This is a genomic window from Halomonas sp. 25-S5, from assembly GCF_029889845.1.
Lineage (GTDB): Bacteria > Pseudomonadota > Gammaproteobacteria > Pseudomonadales > Halomonadaceae > Halomonas.
Window position 1 is genome coordinate 36,547 of the sequence record NZ_JARANV010000006.1, and the last position, 21,081, is coordinate 57,627.

Consider the following 21,081-nt stretch of genomic DNA (forward strand, 5'->3'; position numbering starts at 1 on the left):
CACCGGCCGCAGGGCGGCCTCCGCCCCGGCCCGGAAGGCGCCACGGCGGAGGCGTTATTACGCCCGAGTCAGATGGACTTGAGCGTGCCCTTGGGCAGTACGGCGGCCACGGCGCTCTTCTGCACGTTGACCTCGGTGCCTTCGGTGATCTCCATGCTCAGGAACTCGCTGTCGTCGCTCACCTTGGTGATGCGGCCCAGCATGCCGCCGCCGATGACGATCTCGTCACCCTTGGAGAGGTTGCCGATCAGCTGCTTGTGCTGCTTGGCGCGCTTGGCCTGGGGGCGCCACAGCAGGAAGTAAAAGATGGCCACGAAGCCGACCAGCATGACGATCTGGGCGATGCCGCCACCGGCGACACCGGCATCCTGGGCCATGGCCGGGGAAATGAAGAAGTCCAGCATGTATGACGATCTCCTGAGTAATGAAAGCGGGATGTTCTACGGCCGGCCTTGTGGGCCGGCCGTGGGTCAATTCGGTGCGGGAGGAACCGGCAGGCCGCGCTGCGCATAGAAGCCTTCCACGAAGTTCGCCAATGTACCCGCTTCGATGGCACCGCGCAAACCGGCCATCAGACGTTGGTAGTGGCGCAAGTTATGGATGGTATTGAGCATCGAGCCGAGCATCTCTCCGCAGCGATCGAGGTGGTGCAGGTAGGCGCGGGAGAAGTGCCGGCAGGTGTAGCAGTCGCAGCCCGCCTCGAGCGGCCGGGTGTCGAAGCGGTGCTTGGCATTGCGGATCTTGACCGTACCCTCGGCGGTGAAGAGGTGGCCGTTGCGGCCGTTGCGGGTGGGCATCACGCAGTCGAACATGTCGACCCCGCGGCGCACCCCCTCCACCAGGTCCTCGGGCTTGCCCACGCCCATCAGGTAGCGCGGGGTGTCGTCGGGCATCCAGGCCGGCAGGGTGTCGAGCACCCGGATCATCTCCTCCTTGGGCTCGCCCACCGAGAGGCCGCCGATGGCCAGGCCGTCGAAGCCGATCTCGAGCAGGCCCTCGAGCGAGCGCTCGCGCAGCTCGGGATACATGCCGCCCTGGATGATGCCGAACAGCGCCGAGGGGGAGTCGCCGTGGGCCTCCCGGGAGCGCTGCGCCCAGCGCAGCGAGCGCTGCATGGAGAGCTCGGCCTCCGCCTCGGTGGCCGGGTAGGGGGTGCACTCGTCGAAGATCATCACCACGTCGGAGCCCAGCGCGCGCTGTACCGCCATGGACTCCTCGGGGCCCATGAACACCTTGGCGCCATCCACCGGCGAGCGGAAGTGCACGCCCTGCTCGGTGATCTTGCGCGTGGCGCCCAGCGAGAAGACCTGGAAGCCGCCGGAGTCGGTGAGGATCGGCCTGTCCCACTGGGCGAAGTCGTGCAGGTCGCCGTGGGCCTTGATGACCTCGGTGCCGGGGCGCAGCCAGAGGTGGAAAGTGTTGCCGAGGATGATCTCGGCGCCGATCTCCTCCACGGACACCGGGGTCATGCCCTTGACGGTGCCGTAGGTGCCCACCGGCATGAAGGCGGGGGTCTCCACGGTGCCGCGGGGAAAGGTCAGTCGACCGCGGCGCGCCCGGCCATCGCTGGCCAGGCGCTCGAATGTCATGAAGCTGTCTTTACGCATGGGGACTCTCGTGGCGCATCGGGGCTGAGCCGGGCGTCGGCGTGTCAGGACTCGGGTGTCAGGGCTTGCGCGTCAGGAACATGGCATCGCCATAGCTGAAGAAGGCGTAGTGCTCGGCCACTGCCGCCCGGTAGGCCGCCAGGGTGATGTCAAAGCCGGCGAAGGAGGCCACCAGCATCAGCAGGGTCGACTCCGGCAGGTGGAAGTTGGTCACCAGCGCATCGACCACCCGCCATTCGTAGCCGGGGTAGATGAAGATGTCGGTCTCGCCGCGGTAGGGGACGATCTCGTCCCCCTGTTTGCGGTCACCGGCACTCTTCAGGCAGGCGCTCTCTCTGGCCGCACTTTCCAGGCAGCGCACGCTGGTGGTGCCCACGGCGATGACGCGGTTGCCTCGGGCCTTGGCGGCACGCACCTGCTCGCAGGCGGTCTCGTCCACCTCGATCCACTCGCTGTGCATGTGGTGCTCGCGGATGTCGTCGGCGCGCACCGGCTGGAAGGTGCCGGCGCCCACGTGCAGGGTGACGTAGGCGCTCTCCACGCCCTTCTCGGCCAGGGCCGCCAGCAGCGGCTCGTCGAAGTGCAGCCCTGCGGTGGGGGCGGCCACGGCCCCGTCGCGCCGCGCATAGACGGTCTGGTAGCGCTCGCGGTCGGCCAGCTCATCCTCGCGGGTGATGTAAGGCGGTAGCGGCATGTGCCCGTGCTGTTCCAGCAGCGTGATCAGTGGCGTCTCACCCAGGAAGCGCAGCTCGAACAGCGCCTCGCGGCGCCCCTCCACCACGGCGCGGATGCCCCCCTCGAAGACCAGCTCGGTGCCGGGCTTCGGCGACTTGCTCGAGCGCAGGTGGGCGAGGCCGCGATGGGCGTCCAGGGGGCGCTCCAGCAGCATCTCCACCTTGCCGCCACTGGCCTTGTGGCCGTGCAGGCGGGCGGGAATCACCCGTGTGTCGTTGAACACCAGCAGGTCCCCGGGGGCGAGCAGCTCGACCAGGTCGGGGAAGCGGCGGTGGGCGAGCGCACCGGTAGTGCCATCGACGCACAGCAGGCGGCAGTCGCTGCGCTGCTCGGAGGGGTAGCGGGCAATCAGCTCCTCGGGGAGCTCGTAGTGGAAGTCGGCGCGCTGCATGAAGGGAAGCGTATCCACAGCTGGGGAAGATCGTCTGGCATGATGCCGGTGTCGTCCGGCAAGCCGCATAGGATACCCGATCATGCCCGGCGCGTCAGGCGCGCGATTGACCTGCCGCCCCGGCCACGTATAATGCTTTGCGCTGCCGGTGTGGCGGAATTGGTAGACGCAGCGGATTCAAAATCCGCCGGGTGCAAGCCCTTGTCGGTTCGAGTCCGACCGCCGGTACCAGCCTGACGCCAGATCTGAAACAGCCGCCTTCGGGCGGCTGTTCGCGTTTCCTCTCCACTGGCCAGTGCGGTGCGTTTCATCCAACGCCTGTAGCTTGCAGGCTACAGTGTGCTCATGATGGGCTTGTGCACTACCTGACCGCTGACGGCCATGACCCCTTTCAGACATGGCTTGATACTATCAAGGCCAAGACATTTCTGGCTGACCACAGAAGGAAGGCACGGAAATGAAACGCCACGACGCCGCCGTGGTCGAGATGCTGCGCGATGACCGCGACATGGCGCTCGACTACCTGCGTGCTGCCTTCGATGAGTTGGACGAGGAGGGTGGAGAGTCCGCATTCCTGATGGCCCTGCGCCATGTGGTGGAGGCCCAGGGCGGCATGGCGGCTGTGGCCGAGTGTGCCAAGGTGTCACGCGAGAGCCTCTACCGGGCGCTGTCACCCAAGGGCAATCCCACCCTTCGCACCATGACCCTCGTGATCAAAGCAACCGGCATCCACTTCCACGACCTGACGCACCAGGCTTCCTGATACAGAAAACGTCAGCCGCGTGGCGTTCACCTGGAGCACCACGCTACACTGCAATAAACCCACTGGCATGAGGAGAGCCACCATGACCAAGCCGCTTTCCCCGATTGTTTCTGAGTTCGAGACTGAGGAACAAGCTGTCGCCTATGATGTGTGGCTGCGTGAGAAGGTCGCTGCCAGCCTGGCCAATCCTGGCCCTGGTGTGCCGCATGACGAAGTGATGGCCCGGATGGACGCGATCATTGAGGACGCCGAGCGCCGACACCGCGAGCGTGCCTGATGCTGCCTGTCGTATGGTTGGATGACGCGATCGCCGATCTGGCTGACATTGTGAGCTTCATTGCCGAGGAGAGTCCTGCCGCTGCCCGCCGTTTGAAAGCACGCCTTGAGTCTGCCCCCCTTCCCCTGTCTGAACACCCGTATCTGTACCCGTCTGGCCGCGTGTCAGGCACTCGGGATCTGGTGGCCCATCCTAACTACTTGATCGTGTACCGTGTGACCGAGGTACGAGTTGAAGTGGTGGCCGTAGTCCATACCCGCCAGCAATACCCGCCGATTCCCTGAAGACGCTGCCGCCAGGGCGTCGTGATAAAAGCGACCGGCATTCACTTCCACGATCTGACGCATCATGCTTCGTGAGGTGGTCGGTAAGCCTGGCAGCGTGTGACATCCCGTATCGCCCAAGCGCATTTCTAGTATTGGGACAGGAATTGGGGCTTTCCTAGGTTTTGTCCGAAAAATCTGCCCGCAACTAGGCTTCGTCCGAAAACTGGCTGCGCTCGTCCATACGGCGTTAAAAATCGGCTCGTGCGCGAGTCCGATCAAGGTACTCATTTACATTCCGTAAACTCCGTCTTTTCGCCGATTTTTCAGACAGAGCCTAAGCGGCAAGCCGTATAAGGTGCGCCGGGGCCATGGCTTAGGCGGCTATCCAGATTGTCGCTGGCTTCTCATACAGATTGACGCGCTACAGTGAGGACCAGGGATGTTGTTAAGGCCGTGAGGGTCAGCGCTGCGCCTTGTTCGCGATCACCTGGCAACCGATAGATCCCTGTGAAGGCAAGCTGGACGTGGCCGACACGAACATGGCGTCGAGAAGGTGGACGTCATGATTTCGATCTTTACCGTGTCCAGAAACTGGAGTTCATCGAGCCAGAAAATGGAGCAGTCGGGCGGATTTCGGAGGCTTCCCGGCTCCAGATAATGGACACCTTACTAAGTTACCAAGGGGTGGGAGAGGACAAAGCCTTTCCTGGCCCGGATCGATCCCTGAACCATAGAGCGCCACGAGGTGCGCGAGAACCGTGGTTTCGGCTGGCTGCTATACCCCCTCCACCTCGATCCCGTGCCGGGCGAGCCAGCTCTTGCGCTGCTCGTAGTCCGGCATGGCACGCTCCAGGCGGCGCCAGAACGCCGATGTGTGGTGGGGCTCATGCAGGTGCACCAGCTCGTGGACGACCACGTACTCGGCGATATGGCGCGGCAGCAGGATGGTTTTCCAGTGAAAATACACACGGTTGCCCTTGCCGCAGGAGCCCCAGCGGTAGCCGAGGTCCTGCACCGTCATCCCGGCGGGTTCAACGTCCATACGCCGGGCGTGCTCGCCCACCTTGGTGGTGAGCCAGTCGCTGGCGCGGGCGCTGTACCAGCCGACGAAGTGCTCGCGGGCATCGGGGAGCGCATCCTCGCGCAGCTGGAAGCGCCCGGCGACGAGCTTGAGTGGGGCGTCCTGGGCGTCGTTGGCCACCCGCTTGAGCCGGTAGCTGCGCCCCAGGTAGAGGAATCCTTCGCCATTGACGTACTCCTTCTGTGGAAGCCGGCGGCGACTTTCGGCCTTCTGCGTCAGCTTCTGGTAGATCCAGTAACGCTTCTCGGTCACGAAGTCGCGCAACACCTGCTCCTCGGTGCCGGCGGGCATGGCGATGACCAGCTCGCCCTCGCGGTCCACGGTGATCTCCAGCGTCTTGCGCCGGCGACTCTCCCGCACCTCGAAGCTGAGGTCGTCCACGACAAGCTGGGTCATGTGGTCACCTGCTCATTCATGCGCTTACCAGTTTGGCGTGGTTACTGCGGGCCAGGTCGAAGAGCCGCTCGGCGGTGGCCTCGGCCTGATCCATGGGCACCAGGCCACCCATCATCAGCTGGCTGAACAGGTGCTGCTTGAGGCGCTCCTGGTCCGGGATATGCGAGGGCTTCCAGAAGTCGGGGATGGCGATCTCCTGCTGGATCGTGGCCACCAGCTCCTCGGTGGCGTCGAGCAACGTCTGGGCGGTGGCCGAGTCGATGGCTTCTGGCTCCAGGCTGGTGCTGGCCGACAGCTCACGCCAGAAGGGCTCGGCGTGGGCGGGCATCTGGGGAATGCCCTCACCCGGACCAGTTGCGCCGTCACGCAGCTGCTGGGTCAGCCCGCGCAGGGCCTCCACCTGCTCGTCCCACTGACCATCCAGCTGCTGCAGCAGGTCGGCGAGTCGCTCGCTCAGCCGGCCGTACTTCACCGGGTCCTCATCCAGGTGCTTGCGCACGTGGGAGCGGATGGCGTGTTCCATCTCGGAGGCCTTGGCGCGATCACCGACCTGGCGGCCGATATGCGCGTCGAACTCGGCGTCGGTGAGCTGCACCGGCGGGATGCGTGGATCTATCCCTAACGAGATCACGTAGTCATCGATCAGCTTGCGGACCTTGTTGCCGATGTCCTTGCCCAGCTCCGGGGTGTCCTTGTAGCGGTTGCGGGCCAGGGCGTGGAGATAGGCGAGCCGCTTGGCGTCGTTGACGAATTCCAGCCCTTCGGGTCGTGGCAGAACGTCATCCAGGGTGCGGTTGAACTCCTTGAGCTTGACCACGAACTCGGCGCGCACCCGTTCGTCCCCCAGGGCCTGCACCGCCTCCTCGGTGTCGGCCAGGCTGTCCACCCCCTGGCTCCGCAGCACGTCGATCACCCGCAGGTGGCGGTCACGCAACAGCGGGATCTCATCCTTGAGGCTCTGCAGGGCACCGTCGATGTCCTCCTCGCTGTAGGCGGCCAGGGCCTCCTTGAGGTGGTTGGCCACGCCGAAGTAGTCCACCACGATGCCGTGGGTCTTGCCGTGCCCGGTGCGGTTCACCCGGGCGATGGCCTGCAGCAGCTCCGCCTCGCGGATCGAGCGATCCAGATACATCACCCCCTCGATGGGCGCATCGAAGCCGGTGAGCAGCATCGACTTGACGATCAGGAAGGCCAGCGAGTCGGTCTTTGCGGGGTCATCGTGCAACAGCGGCTTCTTGAAGCGCTTGATATGGTTTTCCACCGCGGCGCGCTCGCTCCACTTGGCCCAGGCCGCGTCGTCGTTGTTACCGCTGCTGAATACCACGGCGAATTCCAGCTGGCGCAGGATCTCACGGTAGCGCCAGGCCTGGATCGCGGCCTTGATCCGCGGCGGGCGGGTCAACAGCTGCGTATCGTCCAGCGCCTTGTCCTCGGGGCCGAGTCCTATGGCCTCTTCCAGCAAGGCGGTCTTGGCCTCCTGCAGGGCCTCGAGGTAGCGCATGGCCGCTCGGCGACTGTAGGCCACCAGCTGGGCCTTATAGCCGTTGGGCAGGATGTGGGTCACGTAGTGACGCAGGATGTCCTGGGCCTTCTCCTGGATCAGCCGTGGCGCCTCGAAGATCTGCCCCTTGGTGGCGTACTTCTTCTTGATCGCCTCCAGCTCCTCCTTGGTGTGCTCGCGGAACAGGTCTTCGAACAGGCCGTCCAGGCTGGCGCCTTCCTTGATCGCCCCCTTGGCCGTGCGGCCCTCGTAGAGGATCGGCACCGTGGCGCCGTCCTGTTCCGCCTCCTTGATGGTATAGCGGTCGATGTACTCGCCGAAGATGTCGTGGGTGCGCTTCTTGTCGCCCATGATGATCGGCGTGCCGGTGAAGCCGATGCGCGCGGCATTGGGCAGGGCACGCATCATGTTGGCGTGCAGGTCACCGGCCTGGGTGCGGTGGGCCTCGTCCACCAGGATCAGGATGTCCTCGCTGGTGTTGAGCACCTCGAAAGGCGCGCTCAGGGTGGGCTTGCGGGGCGCGGTTCCGGTGCGGCCCGGTTCGGCCGCATCCCGGCGGCCGGTGTCCAGCCCGCCGCTGGGGGTTTCTTCGCCTGCCTCGTCTTGGTCACCCTCGTCTTGGTCACCCTCTGCATCCGGGTCGCGGTATTTCTGCACCGTGCCGAATACCAGCCCGGGGCCGTCGCGTGCCAGCAGCTTCTTGAGGGCGGCGGTGTTGGCCGCCTTCTCGACGCTCTCGCCGGTCAGCTCGGCCGTGGCGGAGAGCTGGGTCTGCAGGTCCTTGCGGTCGGTGATCACCACCACCTTGAAGCGCCGCAGGCTCGGGTCGCTGCGCAACTTGCGGACCAGGAACACCATGGAGAGGCTCTTGCCGCTGCCCTGGGTGTGCCAGATGATGCCGCCGCGGCGGTCGGCCTCGCCATCCTCGCGGCGGGTCTTGCCGCTCTTGAGCCGTTCGATGGCCCGGGTCACGCCGCGGAACTGCGGATAGCGGCACACCAGCTTGATCTCCTGGCCGCCCAGGTTCATGAACAGGGTGTAGTGGCGCACGATGTCGAGCAGGTTGCCCCGGGTGAGCATGCCGGCCACCAGGCGCTGCTGGGCCGAGAGATCCGCCACGTCCAGGTCGATGGCCACCTCCGCCTCGCGCAGCGGCGCCACCGTCTTCCAGCTCAGGTAGTGGGCGAAGCCGGCACCGATGGTGCCGACGCGCGCCTCATCGAAGTTGCTGGCCACCAGGAACTGGCTGGTGGCGAACAGTGCCGGCACCCCTTCGTGTTCCGCCACCTCGAAGTCCAGATGGCGCTGGTCGTGGTAGCGACGCAGCTGGTCCACCGCCTGGGTGAGGCCCTCCGGCACGGTGCGGCTCTTGCACTCCACCACCACCAGCGGGATGCCGTTGACGAAGAGCACCAGGTCGGGGATCACGTGGCCCTTGCTGGTGTCGTGGCCGGGCGGGCATTTCACCTTGAACTGGTTGACCACGGTGAAGACGTTGTTGGCCGGCGTTTCCCAATCGATATAGCGCAGTATCTGGCCGCGGCCGCCGTCCCAGCCCTCCAGGCCCTCCACGGCCAGGCCACCCAGCAGCAGCTCCGTGGCCAGCTTGTTGGCCTCCAGCACCTTGCTGGCCGGGAGTCGAGTGATGGCCGACACCGCCTGATCGAGGCGGCGGTCATCCAGCCACGGCGTGTCGTCGCGGCGATTGATGGCATGGAGACGCTCGCGCAACAACGGCTCCATCACCACCTGGGCGAAGCTCTCGCGGTGGGTCACGGCGGGGTTGTCCAGCGAGCCGGCCAGGTACTCCCAGCCCTGACCCACCAGCTGGTCGATGAAGGGCTTCTCGACGTCCGTGTACTCAGGACTTGCCATGCCGTGGCTCCAAAGTGCGTTGAGTGCCTTCGATGGTAGCGAAACCAGCGTCAGGCGGGAAATTTGCCGGGCCTGACCGGCGCTTTCTCGGACAGGTGTCGCAACTGGACGAGTAGCCTGACACCAACTGGCCGATAGAAAATGCAGCAATTGGACGATAGATCATCCATCAATTGGACGCTAACCTAGCCAACAACTGGACGCTACCAGAGGCGCGACATGACATTCCCCTATCTTCCACGGCTGATTCGCGATCGAGTGCTTGAGTCACTTGCCGATACGCCGGTGGTCTGCCTTCTGGGGCCACGGCAGGTGGGCAAGACGACTCTCGCCCAACGCATCGACCCCGAGCGTGCCTACCTGAACCTGGATGATGCGACGCTGCTGGAAGCGGCTCGGCAGGATCCGCTCGGCTTCGTCGAGGGATTGCCTGAACGTGTCACTCTGGACGAGGTGCAGCGTGCGCCGGCGCTGTTGCTGGCGATCAAGTCGGTGGTGGATCGGGATCGCCAGCCAGGCCGATTCCTGCTGACAGGCTCTGCCAACCTGCTGTTGCTCCCCAAGGCACAGGATTCTCTGGCTGGCCGCATGGAAGTCATCTACCTGCATCCGCTGACCGAACAGGAGAAGCGCGTGAGTGCTACGACCCTGCTCAGTACGCTGCTGGAGGGGCGGCTAACGCCCAGGATGGTGGCGGACACCACGCCCCTCGCCCCCACGGCAGAAGTGCTCTGCCAAGGCGGCTACCCCGAACCCAACCGCCGTGCGCCCCATCGGGCACGCCAGTGGTATCGCCAGTATCTCCAAGCCATCGTGCAGCGCGACGTGCGGGATATCGCCGCCATTCAGGACGAAGACGGGATGCTGCGGCTGATGGAGTTGTTGGCCTACCGCACGGCCAGCCTGCTCAACGTCAGCAATCTGAGCAAGGAACTGGGGATGGAGCGCGCCACCATCGCCAAGTACCTCGGCATCCTGGAGCGCCTCTTCCTGATTCAGCAGCTCCCTGCCTGGCATCGCAATCACGCCAAACGGCTGATCAAGAGCCCCAAGCTGCATATTGTCGATACCGGCCTTGCCGCGGCACTGGGGCGCCTGGGGCCGGAGCAGTGGCTCACCGAGGCAGAACGCTTCGGTTCCCTGTTGGAAAGCCATGTGGTCGAGCAGTTGATCGCTCAGGCCTCCTGGATAGAACCGGAGTTACGCTTTTCCCACTACCGGGACAAGGACCAGGTGGAGGTCGACCTCGTCATCGAGCGGGGTCGGGAGCTCTGGGGGGTTGAGGTAAAGCGCGCCGCCAGCGTCCAGGCCAAAGACGCCGCCGGGTTGGCCCGGCTTGCCGACCAGGCCGGCAAGGGGTTTCGCGGGGGCATGCTGCTCTACACCGGCCGCCACTGCCTCAAGCTGCAGGTGCCGGGCTGCTTCGCCGTTCCCATCGGCATGCTGTGGGGCGAGGAGCCCGGGAAGGCAATCTCCAGCGAGGAAGCATTGCAAGCCTTGGCCGACCAGGCCCAGGACCTGGATATGGGTTACTGATGCGCTTACCTTTCGGCGATATGTACGGAGGGCAGCATGGCCGAGTGGGGGCTCATAGCTCACTCCGACGGCTGACTGGCTGGCCATGTAGGTAGCGCAAGTAGCTTGTAGCGGGGCCTGCCACGACCAGCCTGGGTTACCAGAATCTTCGCCTGGACCACCTGTCCACGATGGTCATTGATTGAGTCGGGAGCCTCAACGCCTGGCCCTATCTTGGCCGTCAGCCACTCCTTGCTTTGTTCAATCTGAAATTCACAGCTTCCCCTGTGCGGAAGAGCGCCACCAAATACCACCGAGAGCACCTGTTCACTCTCGGATAGATACTCCGTGCTAAGCCTTTCGAGGCTGCGTTTTACCTGGCCAGCATCCTTAAAATGAAATGACTTATCGGCATGTTTTAAGGTGCAGAACGCTTCATTTTCATTGAGGACGACCACGAAATCACGGATTTTGTTCAAGGCCCGCTGATCCATATCGGCGGCGGCTTCTGCCAGCTGCTCATCGTCGATGCCGATACTGCCGTCCAGTAGGTTTCGGGTCGCTTCCAGGGCCCGGGAAACCGTACTGTCCTCATCTATCTCTAGCTGCGACGAAGATTCCTGAAGCTGGAAACCAAAGGAGCCTCGTGCCGTGCCGGTGATCATCATCTGGTACTGCTGACGATTTGGAACTGGTCCTGTGGGTGCCAAAGTGGCATGTAGGGAGGCGCCGACTGCAGTGATCGCGTCGGAAAAAGCGGAGAGCGCCTTGGTAGCAAAATCGGCAATAACGCCTTCCGATCCTGCTACCGGACGCCCGCTGAAAGTCAGCACTGCACGAGCAAGTTCTCGCTGTTGAGGAACTACCTCTTCAAGTTTTTCTTTCACAACATTCAAGCGAGTTTCTACGCTGGCCCGATCCAGGACATCTTCGGGTGGAATTTTATCCAACATTTTTTGGAGGCTGCTGACCTCAGCCTTGAGGGCCAGCATCTCTTTCTGGTTCATTGAGAGCCCTCCTGGTCTTTAAGCCTTTCAAGGTGCTCTCTGGCGGCTTGATCTGGCAATAATGAAACCTGAAGAAAACCTTTCCATGCGTCGTCTCGGCGATGTGACCACATGCTGTACTAATAGGATGAGCGCTCGACCAATCTTTCAGGAGATATGACGTTCATGGCCACAAAATAAGCATCAACATGGTAGTGTTTCTTTATCGTCAAGTGTGCATCGGGAAGGATCCCGATAGCCTCATTGAAATTGCCCAGTACTTCCTGTTGGTCTATTTCGCCAGGAAAAGCAATAAAGCTGACAACGTCGATGTCATTCGGGGCCCGATTTTCAAGCGCTTCAACGTACTCCATATAGCTTCCATCCAGCCACTGAAACCCTTCGGTCAACCCTACAGCATGCAGGCCCTGGCGGTAGCGCAGAAACCCATCGAGTATTCCGATACGCTCCTGTGAAGTGCCGAAGCGCTGGACGAGATCGACCAGCGACACCTCGTAGGGAGAGCGAGCCGGCGATGTCGGGTTGTTGGCATCCACCGGCGGCAATACACCTTCTGCTGTCCAGTCAGGAATCGACACGTTGATCATGGGGCTTCCCTGCGTTCACTCATTTGACGTATCACTCTTAGCTTAGTTGCCCGGTCGACAGCCCGCCATGCGCCACCTGAGCACCGGGATCTTGTTGGCGGTGATGTCCTTGAGTCCGACCTTCCGTAAAGAGGGGGCAGCGAGCGCCAGAACGTTGCAAGAGAGCTGTCGAAGGTGATCATGGCGGTTCCCTGTGCGATGTGTGGTCCTGTTGTTGTGATGTTGTTGTAAGAGCCCCGGTCTATGCCGGGGTGGTGGCCTGGGCCTGGTCGAGAAGCGGCGTAACGCGGACGCGGCCGGTCAGGAGGTCGTCCATCAGGCCCGATTTTTGGATGAGCATCTTATCCAGGAAGTCCTTCTCAGACTCAATTTTTGAGGCCATTGCTTGTAGCTCTTTGACTATGAGCATTTGCTCGGCACTTGAGGGGAGTGGAACCTGAAAAGCTTTCAATTGAGTTGAGTTTATTGAAGCCAAGTTGGTACTTTGCTTCGATGACCGGATGAAGTAGTGCTTGCCAGCAACTGATGATGAGAAAGCGGTGAGAAAGTGTGGGCTCAGCATGCCCGGGTTTGTGCGAACACGGAACACATGGTTCTGGTGAAGGCAAAGCTCTATTTGACCTTGCCACAAAGCCCCTCGGCCTAACTTGTCGAAGTCTCCTCCTTCATTCATGAGCACATCGCCGGGAAGTAGCCGATACTTGTCAATATCGGCAGGGCCCACTTTAATTCGCTTTATGTCTGTGAGGTCGAGGTAGCCATCCTGAACATTTGCCACCCGCAGGTAAGGCACCAGTGGCCAATCACTACTTCCTGACTTGCCTCCGAGAGTAACCCCGCTAACAATTTCCGAAAGATTACCTAGAGAGCCGACACTCCACTCCCTCGGAATCAACCCCAGCGGCGACTCCTTATAGAGCTCTGGCGCTTGCTCGGGGCTGGGGCGCAGCCGGCCGCTCTCATCGATGCCGCGGGTCAGCAGGTCGTGGAGCAGGCCCTCCTTGACCTTCTCCAGTTTGGCGATCAGAGCATCGGTCTTCTGGATCTGGGTGTCGAGAGTGTCGAGGATGTGGGCGACAAGCTGCTGCTCAGCTCTGTCGGGAGCAAAGACTCGATGCTTCCGAAAAAAGTCCGTGGGCACTCGCTTCTGACCGGCTGACCCGATCATTGAGGCTTCCGCTTTCAGCCTAAGGTTCGGGCTTTGGGAAAGATGAAAGATATAGCGAGGGGAGTTATCAGCTTTGGCCCGCAGAACATGAAACTCCGTGCTTCCGTACCCGACCCCGTTTTCAAGACCAACGGCATGGGCGCCCTTTCCATTCTCCATGCAGGGGGTGATCTTCGCGAAAAGAACATCACCTTCCTGGAAAGGGGTGAAGCCAGACTTTACCTCTCGTAATGGTCTTGTCTGGCGAGCCAACCACTGACCACTTTCACTCACATCCCCCATCGGGATGAACGAGATGGGTGCCTCAGGGCGATCTGGAGTTGGCGCTCTGAGAGGTGGATTGATTTCAGCCAATTCGGCTATAGGTTCAAACATACCCCAGCCCCTCCAGATACTGCTGCAGTTCCTTGGCTGCGGCGTCGCGCTCGGCCTCGATGTCGGCCAGCGTTACCCGGTACTTGTCCCACCAGGTCTCGAAGGCGGCGATCACCTGCTGGCGCTGCTGGCGGATATAGCGCTCGAGGATGTCCTTCAGGTCGTTGTGCAGGATGGTGCCCACCAGGTCGGCGGCGGCGGGTTCGTCGAGGGCATCCACGGCGGCGTTGAGGTGGGTCTCGAAGCTGGCCACCTTGGCCTTGTGGGCTTTTCGCACCTGCGTGCGCTCGCTCTTCCAGGCCTTGATCTGCTCCGGCGTCGGGGCGTCGTCATCCTCGCCGTCGCTGGATTCCGTTTCGTCGCCGTCGTTGCCCTCGGGCTTGGCCTCGGCGGCCTTGATGCGGGCGTCCAGCTCGGCCTTGCGGGCGGCGAGTTCCTCCAGCTCGGCGACGTACTCCTCGAGCAGGAAGTGGACCAGGCGGTGGTCGAGGGGGTTGGCCTTGCTCTGCTCGTCTTCCAAGAGGCTCACGATGCTGGTGCGCCAGGCGTCCACCACGCCCAGGCAGCCGCGGGCCTGCAGGGTGCGAAATTCATTTTTGTTGTCGAACCAGAAGCCCGCGATGATGCCGCGCACCGCGAAGCGGTCGAGCATGGCGGTGGGCTCCAGCGCCGCGGTGAAGCTGCCCAGCAGCTCGTCGCGCAGCCGGGTGAGGCGACCGCCGTTGCCGGAGAGAGTGGTGATGCTGGCGCCATGTTCGGCCCACCAGGCCTCGAAGGCGGCCATCACGCTGGCCTCCTTCTGCTGCAGGCCGGCGTCGGCCTCGATGGCGGGCTTGAGGTCGCGCTTCTCATTCAGGGGTTCGGCGAAGGCCACGTAGTCGGGGTCGGGCTTTTCAGAAGAGCCGCGGGGCGTGAAGAGCCCCATGGGGTCGAGGCCCTGGGCGTCGAAGAGCGGGCGCCTGGCGTCGATCTCGGCCACCGGCACGCCGCCCTTGAGGTGGGCGCGCACGTCCTGGGGCTCCGGCGGCGGGGTGTTGTCGGCGTAGCGGCGGATGTTGAGGTTGTAGTCGTTGTCGCGCAGCTCCGCGAGCGGCACCACCCGGGCGAAGCCGGGCACGTCCTCGAAGACCTCATAGGTGCTGGCGATCTTCTCGATGTGCTCCGGCAGCAGGTGGTTCTGGGCACGGCCCTCGTAGTATTCGCGATCGGCGTTGATGAACAGCACACGGCCCTGGCGCTCCTCGGGCTTGGCCCCCTTGGCGCGCAGCACCAGGATGCTCGCCGGGATGCCGGTGCCGTAGAAGAGGTTGGGGGCCAGGCCGATCACCGCCTCCACCAGGTCGTCCTCGAGCAGGCCGGCGCGGATGCGCTTCTCGTCGCCGCCGCGGAACAGCACGCCATGGGGCATGACGGTGGCCAGGCGGCCGTCGGACTTGAGACAGGCGACCATGTGCTGCAGGAACATCAGGTCGGCCTTCTTGGCGCCCTCCGGCACGCTGCCGTAGTGGAAGCGCTCGGGGAAGTTCTGGCTGGGGGTGTAGCCGATGGAGAACGGCGGGTTGGTGAGGATGCGGTCGAAGCGCGTAAGCTCGCCGCCCTCGACGTGCTGCGGGTCGGTGAGGGTGTCGTCGTTGCGCAGGTCGGCGGAGCCAATGCTGTGCAGCAGCATGTTCATCTTGGCGATGGCCCACACCGAGCCGGAGGCCTCCTGGCCGAAGAGGTTGAGCCGGCGCGGGTCGCCGCCCTGCTCCTCCAGGTACTCCTTGGCGTGGATCAGCATACCGCCGGAGCCCATGCAGGGATCGTAGACGCTGTGGCCCTCCTGGGGGTCCATCAGCCGCACCATCATGCGGACCACCGGGCGCGGGGTGTAGAACTCGCCGCCCTTCTTGCCGGCGGAGTCGGCGAAGTCGCGGATCAGGTACTCGTAGGCGGCGCCGAGCAGGTCGGGGAACTCGAAGTCCTCGTTGCGCAGGCGGTACTCGCTGAAGTGGATGATCAGGTCGCGCAGCTTCTTGTCCGGCAGGGTGGTGGAGCCCACCTTGCGGGTGAAGTCGATGTGCTCCAGCACCCCGGCGAGGCTGGGGTTGTGCTCCTCCAGGCCGGCCAGTGCCTTGTTCAGGGCGTTGCCGACGCCCTGGTGGGCCTCCTTGAGCAGCCAGGGCCAACGCGCCTGCTCAGGCACGTAGAAGGTGGCCTTGTACCAGCTCGGCATCTCGATCACCTGGGCGATGTCGATCTCGCCCTTGCCCGCCTGCCTCAGCTGCTCGCGGACCTCCTCCTGGCGCTGCTCGAAGACGTCCGAGCAGCGCTTCAGGAAGAGCATGCCGAAGATGTACTCCTTGAACTCCGAGGCGTCCATGCGCCCACGCAGGATGTCGGCGGCCTTGAAGAGGTGCCGTTCCAGCTGGTTGAGGGTGAGGATCATGTACCGCGGTTCCCTGTGTTCGCTGAGCCGGCCGCCTCGTGCGGCCGTGGTGACTGGCGCCTATCTCACCAAACTTGGGGCGGTAAGGCCATGAAGAAGATCAGTCCTTTTGCTGGCGACGGACTTGGCAGCGCTCTGGCAACTGCTGAGTGGACAAAGTGGAGCGGGAGACGCCCAATGACTGGCGCTGTGGCTGCCTGACAGGCGATCATTCCCGAGCTCTCGGAACTGTCCTGCGAAGATCCGCGTCGCTTGTGCGCGGTTCTTGGGCGATCCAGGAGGGCAGCAGATTCAAAATTCGCCGGGTGCAAGCCCTTGTCGGTTCGAGTCCGACCGCCGGTACTAGGCTGAATCCAGATCTGAAACAGCTGCCTCCGGGCGGCTGTTTGCGTTTCTGCCCCTCCAGCATGCCTCATCGGCAGTCCCCCCTGGCCACCTTATTCCTTATTCCGCGATGCCCTTGGCGACATAGCTGGCGCGCGCCGACAGGGCGAGGCCGTGTTTGAGGCATCTCTCAGGGCCTGGCATGGCGGTTCCTGGGGTAGGGAGACCTGTCGCCGTTCAGGCCAGACCGACGATTACCAGCGCCAGGGTGCCGCCGGTCAGCGCGTAGCCCAGCAGGGCCATCAGGCCGTCGTTGGCCAGCAGCGCCAGGCCGAAGAGCGTCAGGGCCAGGCCCGCTCCGTTGGCGGTGAAGGGCACCACCTCCATGGGCGGCATGGCCAGAGCGATCAGCAGGCAGGTCAGGGCGACGGGGAGATGGGCCGGTGGCCGTGTGAGCTGAACGAGGCGCCTCTTGAGCAGGCGGTCGACCCAGCAGGCAGGACGCTCCATCCAGCGTGTGGCTTTTGTGAAACGTTCCCGCGAGACCCGGCGCTCCAGCAGCCAGGCCGGCAGCCAGATGTAGTTCCGGCCAGCCAGCAGTTGGACGCAGGAGAGCACCACCAGGAGGGCCATCAGCGTCGGCACGCCGGGAATGTCGCCAATCAGCGGCGCCAGGGTGACCAGTCCGGCGATCAGCAGGAAGGGAGCGAAGGAGCGGCGCCCCAGACTGTCGAGAATGGCACCGAGGCTGACACTCTCCCTGTGTTGTCCGGCCTGCTGAATCTTGTCCAGCAGGCTGGACAAGGGCGCCTGCTCCGGGGTGTCGCTGGCCTCACCGGCCATGTCGCCTCCGGGTCCAGAGGAGCAGGGTGCCGAGCAGCAGCAATGCCGGCCCCACGAAGCCTACCGGGCTCGAGGCCCACCAGCCGAGGATGGGTAGCAGGGCGCCGAGGATCAGCAGGGCGATGGCGAGGGTCCGGACCGTCATGGGCAGCGTCTCTGTCGAGGTGTGCCGACAGTGTAGCGTCGCGGCCGAGGGCTCTGCAGCCCCGCGGGACTGTCGCCTTGCCCAGGGATGGCGTAAGGTAGTGGCAACACAGTCCTTCGCCTGTTCTCGGGTGGCGGACTGTTTTCGTTGGCTACCCCGGAAAGCGTGCAATCAGCGTTGACGGTGCCCAGGAGGTCCCTGCATGCCCCTCTCGCTCTGGCTCTCACTGGCCGCGGTCTGTGCCATGGGGGCCATGTCGCCGGGTCCCAGCCTGGCCCTGGTGCTGCGTCATACCCTGGGCGGCGGCCGCCTGCCGGGCATCGCGGCGGCCCTCGCCCATGCCCTGGGCGTGGGCTTCTATGCGCTGCTCACGGTGTGGGGCCTGGGGGCGCTGATCGTGCGCTTCCCGCTGCTGTTCCAGGTGATCACCTGGGGCGGGGCGGCCTACCTGGCGTGGCTGGGGATCAAGGCCCTGCGCGCCGGGCGGGCTGGCGCCCTGGATGCCGCGGCCATGGCCACCAGCCGTCGCCAGGCGGCGCGTGAGGGCGTGCTGGTGGCGCTGGGCAACCCCAAACTGATCCTCTTCTTCATCGCCCTGCTCAGCCAATTCGTGACCCCCGAGATGAGCCTCGCGGCCAAGGCGCTGGTGGTGCTCACGGCGATGGTCATCGACGGTGGCTGGTACGTGCTGGTGGCAGTGGGCCTGTCCCACTCGCGGGTGCTGCCCTGGTTGCAGGCCCGGGCCCACTGGCTCAATCGCATCACCGGCGTGTTACTGCTCGCCCTGGCGCTGCGGGTGGTGGCCGGGCCCATCGCCTGAGCGATAGCGTTGATGTGCGTCATGCTCCTGTCCCGGTGACCCAGGCGCTTTGCTGATACGCTGAAGCTTAGTGCCCTGGTGGGAACCCCCTAGATGAATGATCTGACGATGCAGGCCCAGCGGTTGGCGGTGGTGCTCGAGGAGGATCCCGATGCCGCCGCCACCCTGTCGCTGCAGCTGCGCACCCTGGGCATGGAGACCCGCTACTGCCGGCACGGTCAGCACCTGATCGGCGAGGTCATGGCGCGGCGCCCCCAGTTGGTGATCATGGCCCTGGAGTTCGGCCAGCAGGATGGCATCTCCATGCTGCGCCGGCTCGCCGAGTGCGGCTATCGCGGCCGGGTGCTGCTGCTCAGCGGGGTCGAGCGCAAGATCGTGCGCATCGCCGAACGGCTCGGCCAGGCGCTGGGGCTTCAGATGCTGGCCTCGCTGGACAAGCCGATGCGGCTCATCGAGTTGCGCGAATGTCTCGAGGCCCTGGCCACTGGCCATCCGCCGGATGCCGCGCATCCCGTCACGCCCCCCTGTCGCATCGAGGAGCTGGATCGGGCCTTCGCTCGTCAGGAGATCACCCTTCACTATCAGCCCCAGTTCGAGCTCGCCAGCGGCCGCCTCAGCGGTGTCGAGGCGCTGGTCCGCTGGGCCCACCCCGAAGCGGGCTTGCTGGTGCCCGGTCGCTTCCTGCCACTGCTGACGCCCGACCAGAATCGTCACCTGACGCGCCGCGTGCTGCAGCTGGCGCTGGGAGATGCTGCCCGCTGGCGCGATGCCGGCCTCTCGCTGTCGCTGTCGGTCAACGTCACCGCCGATGACCTGATGTGCCCAGAGCTGCTCTCCCTGGCCAACGAGGCTCGGTGTTCGGCGGGCGATGCCCCCGTGGTGCTGGAGATCACCGAGACCGCCGCCATGGAGGACGAGCTCCTCGGCAGCGAGGTCGCGGCTCGGCTGCATCTCGGTGGCCTGGAGGTCTCGGTGGATGACTTCGGGGTGGGTTTCTCGTCGCTGGCCCGGCTGCAGCTGCTGCCGATCAGCGAGCTCAAGGTCGATCGCAGCTTCGTCAGCCGCCTGCTCGAGGATGCCCAGGATGCCGCCATCGTCGAGGCGGTGGCCCTGTTGGGGCGCCGGCTGGGCATCCGGGTGGTGGCCGAGGGGGTCGAGGACCTGGCCTGCCTGGCCCACCTGGAGCGCTACGGCTGCACCCATGTGCAGGGCTTCGGCCTGGCGCGGCCCATGCCCGCCGCGGACATCCTGGCGTTAGCCGGCGCTCAGTCGCCGATGCGTGCCAGCAGGGCCGCCAGCGGCGCATCCCCGGGCAGCACTCCGTAGGCCGGTCCGGCCTCGTCACCCAGCCGCGATCGGCAGAAGGTCTCGGCCACCTCCGAAGGGGCATGGCGCAGCAGCAGGGCGGCCTGCAGGCACTGGGCCAGCCGCTGGGCGAGCCAGCGGGCACGTGGCTCCAGCGAGGCGGGTGGGGCGGCCAGCTCGGCGTCCAGCAGGGCAAGGGCGCGGTCGAGTTCGGCCTGCTGGCCGCGGACCGCGGCGAATTCGGCCTGCAGCGCCGCCAGCGCTTCCGGATGGCGGCCCAGCACCCGCAGCAGGTCCAGGCAGATCACGTTGCCCGACCCCTCCCAGATCGAGTTGACCGGCGCCTCGCGGTAGAGCCGGGCCAGCGGCGCCTCCTCCACATAGCCGATCCCGCCCAGGCACTCCATGGCCTCGGCCATGAAGCCCGGCGTGCGCTTGTTGTGCCAGTACTTGGCCAGGGTCGGCAGCAGCCGTGACAGAGCGGTCTCGGTCTCGTCGCCACGGGCAGCGCCATCGAAGGCCCGGGCGGTGCGCATCACCAGCGCCAGGCCGGCCTCCACCTCCAGGGCCATGTCGGCCAGCAGCACCCGCATCAGCGGCTGCTCGGCCAGCGCCCGTCCGAAGGCGTGGCGCTCCCGGACATGCCGCCAGGCCTCCACCAGGGCCTGGCGCATCATGCCCACCGGGGCGGTGGCGGCATCCAGCCGGGTCTGCTGGACCATCTCGAGGATGGTGGCGATGCCGCGGCCGGGCTCGCCCACCGGCTCGGCCCGGGCGCCGCGGTACTCGATCTCCGCCGAGGCATTGGCGCGGTTGCCGCACTTCTCCTTGAGGCGCTGAAGTTCGATGGCGTTGCGCTCGCCCTCCGCGGTGACGCGCGGCACCAGGAAGCAGGAGAGGCCCTCGTCGCTGCGGGCCAGGGTCAGGAAGGCGTCGGACATGGGGGCGCTGCAGAACCACTTGTGGCCGGTCAGCCGCCAGCCGTCCGCCGAGCCCTCGGCGCGGGTGGTGGCGAGGGGTTCGGCTCGCGTGGAATTGGCGCGCACGTCGCTGCCACCCTGCTTCTCGGTCATCGCCATGCCGAAGGTCAGCCCGGTCTTCTCGCCCGCGGGCAGCAGGCGCGGGTCGTAGTCCCAGGCCAGCAGCCCCGGGGCCCAGTGCGCCTCGACGGCCGGCGTCTGGCGCAGCACCGGCAGCGCGGCATGGGTCATGGTGACCGGGCAGCAGAAGCCGGGCTCCGCCTGGGTCAGCAGGTAGAGGGCGGCGACATGCGCCTGATGGCCGCCGCGTCCCTCTTCCTGCCAGGCCACCGCATGCCAGCCATGGTCGATGGCCAGGTGCATCAGCTCGTGGTAGGCGGGATGGTAGGCCACCTCGTCCAGCCGCCGGCCGTGACGGTCGAACAGGCGCAGTTCGGGCGGGTGGCGGTTGGCCGCCTCCCCGAGTTCCTGGACCCGGGCGCTGCCGGCCTCGCGCCCCAGCGGGGCGAGGCGCCTGGCGACCCACTCCGGGGCCTCCCGGGCCAGTGCCTCCTGCAGCGGGGTATCCCCGGCGAGCAGGTCGCGGTCCGTCGGTGGCGAGGGCTGGTTGGTCACCTCGTGGGTGGCCAGCCGGGTGCGGGGGGCGGGGTCGGGCATGGTCGGGCTCCGAGATAGAGGCCTGACCTGAGCAT

18 protein-coding genes and 1 tRNA gene are annotated in these 21,081 nt (G+C 65.0%); 7 read left to right on the forward strand and 12 right to left on the reverse strand.

Annotation, left to right across the window (positions count from 1 at the left end):
• Positions 1 to 68: 68 nt before the first annotated feature.
• From yajC to queA, 3 genes are all read right to left on the reverse strand, one after another.
• Complete coding sequence (gene yajC, locus OP498_RS06340) at positions 69 to 404, reverse strand: preprotein translocase subunit YajC (protein WP_280552974.1); 336 nt, start codon at positions 402 to 404, stop codon at positions 69 to 71.
• A gap of 66 nt (positions 405 to 470) precedes the next feature.
• Positions 471 to 1,589, reverse strand: a complete 1,119-nt coding sequence (gene tgt, locus OP498_RS06345) for a tRNA guanosine(34) transglycosylase Tgt (protein ID WP_280553023.1) — start codon at positions 1,587 to 1,589, stop codon at positions 471 to 473.
• 76 nt (positions 1,590 to 1,665) lie between these two features.
• On the reverse strand, positions 1,666 to 2,733 hold the full coding sequence (gene queA / locus OP498_RS06350; RefSeq protein WP_280552975.1) for a tRNA preQ1(34) S-adenosylmethionine ribosyltransferase-isomerase QueA: 1,068 nt from the start codon (positions 2,731 to 2,733) through the stop codon (positions 1,666 to 1,668).
• Positions 2,734 to 2,877: 144 nt separating this feature from the next.
• Here queA and OP498_RS06355 point away from each other — a divergent pair.
• From OP498_RS06355 to OP498_RS06370, 4 genes are all read left to right on the forward strand, one after another.
• Positions 2,878 to 2,964: transfer RNA gene (locus OP498_RS06355), tRNA-Leu, on the forward strand.
• A gap of 226 nt (positions 2,965 to 3,190) precedes the next feature.
• On the forward strand, positions 3,191 to 3,496 hold the full coding sequence (locus tag OP498_RS06360) for an addiction module antidote protein (protein ID WP_280549330.1): 306 nt from the start codon (positions 3,191 to 3,193) through the stop codon (positions 3,494 to 3,496).
• 82 nt (positions 3,497 to 3,578) lie between these two features.
• Positions 3,579 to 3,773, forward strand: coding sequence for a stability determinant (locus OP498_RS06365; RefSeq protein WP_280549328.1), 195 nt, complete (start codon positions 3,579 to 3,581; stop codon positions 3,771 to 3,773).
• The gene (locus tag OP498_RS06370) at positions 3,773 to 4,057 is read left to right on the forward strand and encodes a type II toxin-antitoxin system RelE/ParE family toxin (protein WP_280549326.1); all 285 of its coding nucleotides are present in this window, start codon (positions 3,773 to 3,775) and stop codon (positions 4,055 to 4,057) included. The genes OP498_RS06365 and OP498_RS06370 overlap by 1 nt, the downstream gene beginning before the upstream one ends.
• 757 nt (positions 4,058 to 4,814) lie before the next feature.
• Here OP498_RS06370 and OP498_RS06375 read toward each other — a convergent pair.
• Together OP498_RS06375 and OP498_RS06380 are read right to left on the reverse strand one after the other, a co-directional pair.
• Positions 4,815 to 5,516, reverse strand: a complete 702-nt coding sequence (locus OP498_RS06375; RefSeq protein WP_280552976.1) for a SprT family zinc-dependent metalloprotease — start codon at positions 5,514 to 5,516, stop codon at positions 4,815 to 4,817.
• Between the two features lie 16 nt (positions 5,517 to 5,532).
• Entirely contained in the window at positions 5,533 to 8,892 is a 3,360-nt protein-coding gene (locus OP498_RS06380) for a type I restriction endonuclease subunit R (RefSeq protein WP_280549321.1), read from the reverse strand.
• Between the two features lie 219 nt (positions 8,893 to 9,111).
• Between OP498_RS06380 and OP498_RS06385 the strand changes: the two genes are divergently transcribed.
• Positions 9,112 to 10,428 (forward strand): ATP-binding protein, encoded by a 1,317-nt coding sequence (locus OP498_RS06385; RefSeq protein WP_280549317.1) that lies wholly within the window; start codon positions 9,112 to 9,114, stop codon positions 10,426 to 10,428.
• Positions 10,429 to 10,487: 59 nt separating this feature from the next.
• Here the strand turns inward: OP498_RS06385 and OP498_RS06390 are convergent, their stop codons facing one another.
• The 6 genes from OP498_RS06390 to OP498_RS06415 form a co-directional block, all read right to left on the reverse strand.
• A complete protein-coding gene (locus OP498_RS06390; protein WP_280549315.1) occupies positions 10,488 to 11,414 on the reverse strand; it encodes a hypothetical protein in 927 nt (308 codons plus the stop codon).
• Between the two features lie 119 nt (positions 11,415 to 11,533).
• Complete coding sequence (locus tag OP498_RS06395) at positions 11,534 to 12,001, reverse strand: hypothetical protein (RefSeq protein WP_280549313.1); 468 nt, start codon at positions 11,999 to 12,001, stop codon at positions 11,534 to 11,536.
• 241 nt (positions 12,002 to 12,242) lie between these two features.
• A complete protein-coding gene (locus tag OP498_RS06400) occupies positions 12,243 to 13,544 on the reverse strand; it encodes a restriction endonuclease subunit S (RefSeq protein ID WP_280549311.1) in 1,302 nt (433 codons plus the stop codon).
• Positions 13,537 to 15,972: a class I SAM-dependent DNA methyltransferase gene (locus OP498_RS06405; RefSeq protein ID WP_280552977.1), complete on the reverse strand. Its 2,436-nt coding sequence runs from the start codon at positions 15,970 to 15,972 to the stop codon at positions 13,537 to 13,539. The genes OP498_RS06400 and OP498_RS06405 overlap by 8 nt, the downstream gene beginning before the upstream one ends.
• 561 nt (positions 15,973 to 16,533) lie before the next feature.
• Entirely contained in the window at positions 16,534 to 17,139 is a 606-nt protein-coding gene (locus tag OP498_RS06410) for an exopolysaccharide biosynthesis protein (RefSeq protein WP_280549307.1), read from the reverse strand.
• Positions 17,129 to 17,284 (reverse strand): hypothetical protein, encoded by a 156-nt coding sequence (locus OP498_RS06415; RefSeq protein WP_280552978.1) that lies wholly within the window; start codon positions 17,282 to 17,284, stop codon positions 17,129 to 17,131. Before OP498_RS06415 ends, OP498_RS06410 begins: the two co-directional genes overlap by 11 nt.
• Positions 17,285 to 17,486: 202 nt before the next feature.
• On the opposite strand from OP498_RS06415, the gene OP498_RS06420 reads away from it, so the two are divergent.
• Both OP498_RS06420 and OP498_RS06425 read left to right on the forward strand, forming a co-directional pair.
• Positions 17,487 to 18,104 carry a LysE family translocator gene (locus tag OP498_RS06420; RefSeq protein WP_280549303.1) on the forward strand — a complete coding sequence of 206 codons (618 nt, stop codon included), beginning with the start codon at positions 17,487 to 17,489 and terminating at the stop codon, positions 18,102 to 18,104.
• Between the two features lie 93 nt (positions 18,105 to 18,197).
• On the forward strand, positions 18,198 to 19,430 hold the full coding sequence (locus OP498_RS06425) for an EAL domain-containing response regulator (RefSeq protein ID WP_280549301.1): 1,233 nt from the start codon (positions 18,198 to 18,200) through the stop codon (positions 19,428 to 19,430).
• Here the strand turns inward: OP498_RS06425 and OP498_RS06430 are convergent.
• Positions 19,370 to 21,046, reverse strand: coding sequence for an acyl-CoA dehydrogenase family protein (locus OP498_RS06430; RefSeq protein ID WP_280549299.1), 1,677 nt, complete (start codon positions 21,044 to 21,046; stop codon positions 19,370 to 19,372). The two genes, OP498_RS06425 and OP498_RS06430, sit on opposite strands and share 61 nt — an antisense overlap.
• Positions 21,047 to 21,081: the final 35 nt, after the last annotated feature.